The sequence below is a fragment of the Pantoea sp. R102 genome, assembly GCF_004916815.1.
Taxonomy (GTDB): domain Bacteria; phylum Pseudomonadota; class Gammaproteobacteria; order Enterobacterales; family Enterobacteriaceae; genus Pantoea; species Pantoea dispersa.
The window spans coordinates 1-7,189 of the sequence record NZ_SDFT01000296.1; the positions used below are offsets into that span (position 1 = coordinate 1).

Annotated in this window: 5 protein-coding genes; 4 read left to right on the plus strand and 1 reads right to left on the minus strand. The window is 59.4% G+C overall.

Going from position 1 to position 7,189, the window contains the following annotated elements; translation table 11 throughout:
- Positions 1 to 125: 125 nt before the first annotated feature.
- Positions 126 to 719, minus strand: a complete 594-nt coding sequence (locus ERD80_RS22050; protein ID WP_031279795.1) for a YhgN family NAAT transporter — start codon at positions 717 to 719, stop codon at positions 126 to 128.
- Between the two features lie 218 nt (positions 720 to 937).
- Between ERD80_RS22050 and asd the strand changes: the two genes are divergently transcribed.
- The 4 genes from asd to ERD80_RS22070 form a co-directional block, all read left to right on the plus strand.
- Positions 938 to 2,047, plus strand: a complete 1,110-nt coding sequence (gene asd, locus ERD80_RS22055) for an aspartate-semialdehyde dehydrogenase (RefSeq protein WP_059009874.1) — start codon at positions 938 to 940, stop codon at positions 2,045 to 2,047.
- 358 nt (positions 2,048 to 2,405) lie between these two features.
- Positions 2,406 to 4,592, plus strand: coding sequence for a 1,4-alpha-glucan branching enzyme (gene glgB / locus ERD80_RS22060; protein WP_136548563.1), 2,187 nt, complete (start codon positions 2,406 to 2,408; stop codon positions 4,590 to 4,592).
- Positions 4,592 to 6,571, plus strand: a complete 1,980-nt coding sequence (gene glgX / locus ERD80_RS22065) for a glycogen debranching protein GlgX (RefSeq protein ID WP_136548565.1) — start codon at positions 4,592 to 4,594, stop codon at positions 6,569 to 6,571. The genes glgB and glgX overlap by 1 nt, the downstream gene beginning before the upstream one ends.
- Positions 6,572 to 6,581: 10 nt before the next feature.
- A partial coding sequence (locus ERD80_RS22070; protein WP_168926312.1) for a sugar phosphate nucleotidyltransferase occupies positions 6,582 to 7,189 on the plus strand: 608 nt, incomplete at its 3' end.

Here is a 7,189-nt window from a genome sequence, read left to right on the forward strand (position 1 = left end):
AGGGGCGCCATTCATGGCGACCGTAAACGCTCAACGGTCAAGGGTTCCCCCATAAATGCACCCTCTGTAAAAACGCGCAATAATCTTGTAGGGTCGCCATTCATGGCGACCGCAAACGCGAAACATTACAGTTTCAGGTAAACCCGAATCCCGTCCAGGAACATCTGCGTCGCCAGCATAATCAGGATCAAACCCATTAATCGCTCCAGCGCATTAACGCCTTTATCCCCCAGCAGGCGCAGGAACAGGCCGGACATCAGCAGAATCACTACCGTGACGCCCCAGGCAATCAGCAGGGCGCCGACCAGGTGCGTCATCTGATTGGGATACTGGTGTGACAGCAGCATCAGGGTGGCGAGCAGCGAGGGCCCGGCGACCAGTGGGATCGCCAGCGGCACCAGGAACGGCTCTTCGCCGGCGGGCAGGCCGCTGGTGCTGGTCTCGCCGGACGGAAAAATCATGCGAATGGCGATCAGAAACAGAATGATGCCGCCGGAAATCGATACCGTTTCGGTGCGCAGATTAAGAAACGCCAGGATGCGTTCACCGGCGAACAGGAACAGCAGCATCAGAATCAAGGCGATCAGCATCTCGCGCATCAGCACTACGCGGCGGCGCTTCGGCTCCAGGTGCTTCAGCACCGACATGAAAATCGGCAGGTTGCCCAGCGGGTCCATAATCAACAGCAACAATATGGTCGCGGATATCATTTCAGTCATCAGAGGTAAACCATCCCTTCAGGTCGGCCACAGCCGTTATAAGTTGTACTGCTGAAAAAGTTAGCGCAATCGAATTAATTCACTTGCCAGAAGTGCTGCATTTTGTAGAGTTGTGGGTCATAGGTAAACCTGATTATTACGCAGACTGGCGCATTGCTGGCGCTGGTCTTTTTTCGCACCACCCAGGCCCCGGCCCGAGTTCCTGAGACGGACAGAAAATGAAGAATGTAGGTTTTATTGGTTGGCGTGGCATGGTCGGCTCTGTGCTGATGTCACGTATGAGCGAAGAACGCGATTTCGATGTGATCAATCCGGTCTTCTTCTCCACTTCGCAACTGGGTCAGGCTGCGCCGACGTTTGGCGGTAAGTCGACCGGTGCGCTGCAGGATGCGTTTGATATTGAGGCGCTGAAGGCGCTGGATATCATCATTACCTGCCAGGGCGGCGATTATACCAGTGAAGTCTACCCGAAGCTGCGCGAGAGCGGCTGGCAGGGCTACTGGATTGATGCGGCCTCCACGCTGCGCATGAAAGATGACGCCATCATTATTCTTGACCCGGTCAACCATCAGGTGATTCGTCAGGGCCTCGACAGCGGCATCAAAACCTTTGTCGGCGGTAACTGCACCGTCAGCCTGATGCTGATGTCGCTGGGCGGACTGTTCGCTAACGACCTGGTCGAGTGGGCCTCCGTCGCGACGTATCAGGCGGCCTCCGGCGGCGGCGCGCGCCATATGCGCGAACTGCTGACCCAGATGGGCATGCTGCACGACCACGTTGCGACTTCGCTGCAAAACCCGGCCTCCGCCATTCTCGACATCGAGCGCAGCGTGACTGATTTTACCCGTTCCGGCACGCTGCCGACCGACAACTTCGGCGTACCGCTGGCCGGCAGCCTGATCCCGTGGATCGACAAGCAGCTGGATAACGGCCAGAGCCGCGAAGAGTGGAAAGGCCAGGCGGAAACCAACAAAATTCTCTCGACCCGTCACACCATTCCGGTCGATGGCCTGTGCGTGCGCGTCGGCGCGCTGCGCTGCCACAGCCAGGCGTTCACGTTGAAGCTGAAGAAAGATGTGCCGCTGAACGAAATCGAACAGCTGCTGGCCGCGCACAACGAGTGGGTGAAAGTGGTGCCGAACGATCGCGACATCACCATGCGTGAACTGACGCCTGCTGCGGTGACCGGTACGCTGACCACGCCGGTGGGCCGTCTGCGTAAGCTGAACATGGGGCCGGAGTATCTGTCGGCCTTCACCGTCGGCGATCAGTTACTGTGGGGCGCTGCCGAACCGCTGCGTCGCATGCTGCGTTTGCTGATCGACTAAGCGCAGCGCGAATCCAGACAGGCCGGGGTTTCCCGGCCTTTTTTCTTTCCACGGGAGTGCAAAACTTAACCCAAATTGCGCCCGACAAGTGATCAGCTTCCCCTTTTTGCTCGCCCGATAACAATTTTTTGCGTTCCACCCTGGCTTCTGCCAACCCCAAGCTATGATTTAACAGTGATGTGCCGGTTGTTAACTGTTTTTACTTTGCGAATGGAATAGTTGTTGTACACGGCCAGGATCTTTCCCACGGAGGGTGTCCTTCCTTGCTGCTGTATGTATGGCTCATGAAAAGCAGCGCACCTATAGCGACAATCCTGTCTCTCCGGTCGCCTGCGCAAAAAATCATAGGAAGAAAGTCATGTCAGAGCTTCCCGATCGCCATGCGATCAATGCCCTTTTCGCCGGGAATTATGCCGACCCCTTCTCAGTACTGGGGATGCACCAGACCACACAAGGTCTCGAAGTGCGTGCGCTGTTACCGGATGCATCCGAAGTCTGGGTGATTGAAACCAACACCGGCCGCAAATGCGCCCAGCTTAAATGTCTTGATTCGCGCGGCTTCTTCAGCGGCGTGATCCCGCGCCGTAAAAACCTGTTTCGCTACCAGCTGGCAGTCAACTGGCACGGCCAGCAAAACCTGATCGACGATGCCTACCGCTTTGGCCCGCTGCTGGCGGAGATGGATGCCTGGCTGCTGGCCGAAGGCACGCACCTGCGGCCGTATGAAACGCTCGGCGCGCACGGCACCACCATTGATGGCGTCGCCGGCACGCGCTTCGCCGTCTGGGCCCCGAACGCGCAGCGCGTTTCGGTGGTGGGCGAGTTTAACTTCTGGGATGGCCGCCGCCATCCGATGCGTTTCCGCCGCGAACTCGGCATCTGGGAGCTGTTTGTCCCCGGCGCGGTTAATGGCCAGCTGTACAAATTCGAGATCATTGATGCGCACGGTCAGATGCGCATCAAAGCCGATCCGTTCGCCTTCGAGGCGCAAATGCGCCCGCAGACCGCCTCGATGATCTGCGGCCTGCCGCCGAAGCTGGAGATGCAGCCACAGCGCAAAATCGCCAACGGCTTTGACCAGCCGATCTCCATTTACGAGGTGCATCTCGGTTCGTGGCGTCGCCACACCGACAACAATTTCTGGCTGAGTTACAAAGAGCTGGCCGAACAGCTGGTGCCCTATGTCAAAGAGATGGGCTTTACCCATATCGAACTGTTACCGATCAACGAGCATCCGTTCGACGGCAGCTGGGGCTATCAGCCACTCGGCATGTACGCGCCGACGCGCCGCTTCGGCACGCGCGATGAGTTTCGTCACTTTATCGCCGCTGCCCACGAGGCGGGTCTCAACGTACTGCTCGACTGGGTGCCGGGCCATTTCCCCAGTGACGATTTTGGCCTCGCCAAATTCGACGGTACCGAGCTGTACGAGCACAGCGATCCGCGCGAAGGCTACCATCAGGACTGGAATACGCTGATCTACAACTTTGGCCGGCGCGAGGTCAGCAACTATCTCTCCGGCAATGCGCTGTACTGGATGGAGCGCTTCGGCATTGATGGCCTGCGCGTCGATGCGGTGGCGTCGATGATCTATCGCGACTACAGCCGCAAAGAGGGTGAGTGGGTGCCTAACCAGTTTGGCGGCCGTGAAAACCTCGAAGCCATCGCCTTCCTGCGCCACACCAATCGCACGCTGGGCCGCGCCGCACCCGGCAGCATCAGCGTGGCGGAAGAGTCTACCGATTATCCCGGCGTGACGCGGCCATCCGAAGATGGCGGCCTGGGCTTCTGGTTCAAATGGAACCTTGGCTGGATGCACGACACCCTCGACTACATGAAGCTCGATCCGGTGCATCGCCGCTACCATCATCAGCTGATGACCTTCGGCATGCTGTACAACTACACGGAAAACTTTGTGCTGCCGCTGTCGCACGACGAAGTGGTCCACGGCAAAAAGTCGATCCTCGACCGCATGCCGGGTGATACCTGGCAGAAGTTTGCCAACCTGCGCGCCTATTACGGCTGGATGTGGGGCTTTCCCGGCAAAAAACTGCAGTTTATGGGCAATGAATTCGCTCAGGGACGCGAGTGGAACCACGACACCAGCCTCGACTGGCATCTGCTGGAGGGACTGGATAACTGGCACCACGGCGTGCAGCGACTGGTACGTGACCTGAACTACAGCTATCGCCACTTTTCGCCGCTCTACCAGCTCGATTTCGATGCCAGCGGCTTCGAGTGGCTGGTGGTCGACGATCACGAAAACTCGGTCTTTGTGTTTGTGCGCCGCGACCGCGAGGGCAACGAACTGATTGTCGCCAGTAACTTTACGCCGGTGCCGCGCCACAACTATCGCTTCGGCGTGAATCAGCGTGGCGGCTGGCGCGAAGTGCTGAACACCGATCAGCATGATTATCACGGCAGCGATCTGCGCAATCACGGTATCGTACATACCGATGACATCGCCAGCCACGGGCGCGCGCAGTCGCTAAGCCTGACGCTGCCGCCGCTCGCCACACTGTGGCTGGTGCGGGAGGGCGATTGATGCTCCAGCCGGGCCAGCCGGTACCGCCGGGTGCCCATTATGACGGGCGCGGCGTCAACTTTACGCTGTTCTCGCGCCACGCGGAGCGGGTGGAGTTGTGCCTGTTTGATGAACAGGGGAGTGAACAACGCTTCCCTCTGCCGGCGCGCAGCGGTGACATCTGGCACGGCTATGTTCCGGCGCTAAAGCCGGGGCAGCGCTATGGCTACCGCGTGCATGGACCGTGGCAGCCAGAGCGCGGTCATCGTTTCAATCCGGCCAAACTGCTGGTCGATCCCTGTGCCAAAGCGGTGTGCGGCGCGGTGCCAGACGACGCGCGCCTGCTGGGTGGAGAGTGGCAGCAGGATGATGCCGATAGCGCTGGCGTTGCGCCCAAATCGCTGGTGATCGCCGACGATTTTGACTGGCAGGACGATTGTGCGCCCCGCACGCCGTGGGGCAGGACGGTGATTTACGAGGCGCACGTTCGCGGCCTGACGCAGCAGCATCCGGAAATTCCGGAAAGGCTACGCGGGACATATGCGGCGCTGGGGCATCCTGCTATGGTGAGCTATCTGCGCCGGCTGGGTATCACCGCGCTGGAGCTGCTGCCGATAGCCGCGTTTGCCAGCGAACCGCGCCTGCAACGGCTCGGCCTGAGCAACTACTGGGGCTACAACCCGTTTGCGCTGTGGGCGCTGCATCCGCATTACGCGGCGGGTGAAGCGGGCCAGACGCCGCTGCAGGAGTTTCAGCAGGCGGTAAAAGCGCTGCACGCGGCGGGCATTGAAGTGATTCTGGACGTGGTGTTCAACCACAGCGCCGAGCTGGAGGAGATTGGCCCGACACTGTCGCTGCGCGGCGTCGACAATGCCAGCTATTACTGGCTGGGCGATAACGGTGAATATCACAACTGGACCGGCTGCGGTAATACGCTGAACCTCAGCGATCCGCTGGTGCTTGACTGGGCGCTGGGCGCGCTGCGTTACTGGGTGCAAACCTGCCACGTTGACGGCTTTCGTTTCGATCTCGCCAGCGTGCTCGGGCGCACGCCGGATTATCGCCAGGATGCGCCGTTGTTTGTGGCCATGCAGGCCTGCCCGGTGCTGTCGCAGGTGAAACTGATCGCTGAACCCTGGGATATCGGCCCCGGCGGCTATCAGGTGGGCAACTTTCCGCCCGGCTTCGCCGAATGGAACGACCACTTTCGCGATACGGCGCGCCGCTACTGGCTGCACGGTGAGTTGAGTAACGGTGATTTTGCCCGCCGCTTTGCCGGCTCCAGCGATGTATTTCAGCGCGCGGCGCGTCTGCCGCACGCCAGCATTAATCTGATCACCGCGCACGACGGCTTCACGCTGCGTGACGTGGTGAGTTATAACCAGAAGCATAATCAGGCCAACGGCGAGGATAATCGCGACGGCAGCAGCAGTAATTTCAGCCATAACCATGGTTTTGAAGGGCTGCAGGGCAACTTCGATGTGGTCGAGCGGCGGCGGCGCAGCGTGCACGCATTGCTGACCACGCTGCTGCTGGCGCAGGGCACGCCGATGCTGCTGGCCGGTGACGAACGCGGTCACAGCCAGCACGGCAACAATAATGCGTACTGTCAGGATAACCCACTCACCTGGCTGAACTGGCAACAGGATGATTTTGGACTGGTCGACTTCACTGCCGCGTTAATCCGGCTGCGTCAGCATATTCCCGCGCTGACGCAGGACAGCTGGTGGCAGGAGGGCGATGGCAACGTGCAGTGGTTGAATGCCAGCGGCAAACCACTGGAAAGGGATGAGTGGGAACAGGGGATGCACAGACTGCAGATCCTGCTCTCCGGCCGCTGGTTACTAACGATAAACGCCACGGATTCGGTGAGTGACCTTGCCTTACCAGACGGAGAATGGCGAGCCATTCCTCCTTTCGCCGGGGAAGATAACCCCATCCTGACAACTGTCTGGCACGGGCCCGCACACGGCGTGTGTGTGTTCCTAAAGCAATCATAAGGAGTCAGACATGGTGAAATTAGATAGAAACGACCCCCTGATGCTGGCGCGCCAGCTCCCTACACAGACGGTTGCCCTGATCCTTGCTGGCGGGCGCGGTACGCGCCTGAAAGATCTTACCGCCAAACGCGCCAAGCCTGCCGTGCACTTTGGCGGCAAGTTCCGCATCATCGACTTTGCGCTCTCCAACTGTATCAACTCCGGGATTCGGCGCATCGGCGTCATCACCCAATATCAGTCACATACGCTGACGCAGCACATTCAGCGCGGCTGGTCATTGTTCAACGAAGAGATGAATGAGTTTGTCGATCTGCTGCCGGCGCAGCAGCGCGCCTCGACCGAACACTGGTATCGCGGTACCGCCGATGCGGTCACGCAGAATCTCGACATCATTCGCCGCTATAACGCGCAGTACATCGTGATTCTCGCCGGGGATCACATCTACAAAATGGATTACTCGCGCATGCTGCTCGACCACGCCGATCGTGGCGCTAAGTGCACCATCGCCTGTCTGCCCGTACCGCTGCATGAGGCCACCGCGTTTGGCGTGATGGCAGTCGATGCGGACAACAATGTAATCGATTTCGTTGAGAAACCGGCGCAGCCGCCGTCCATGCC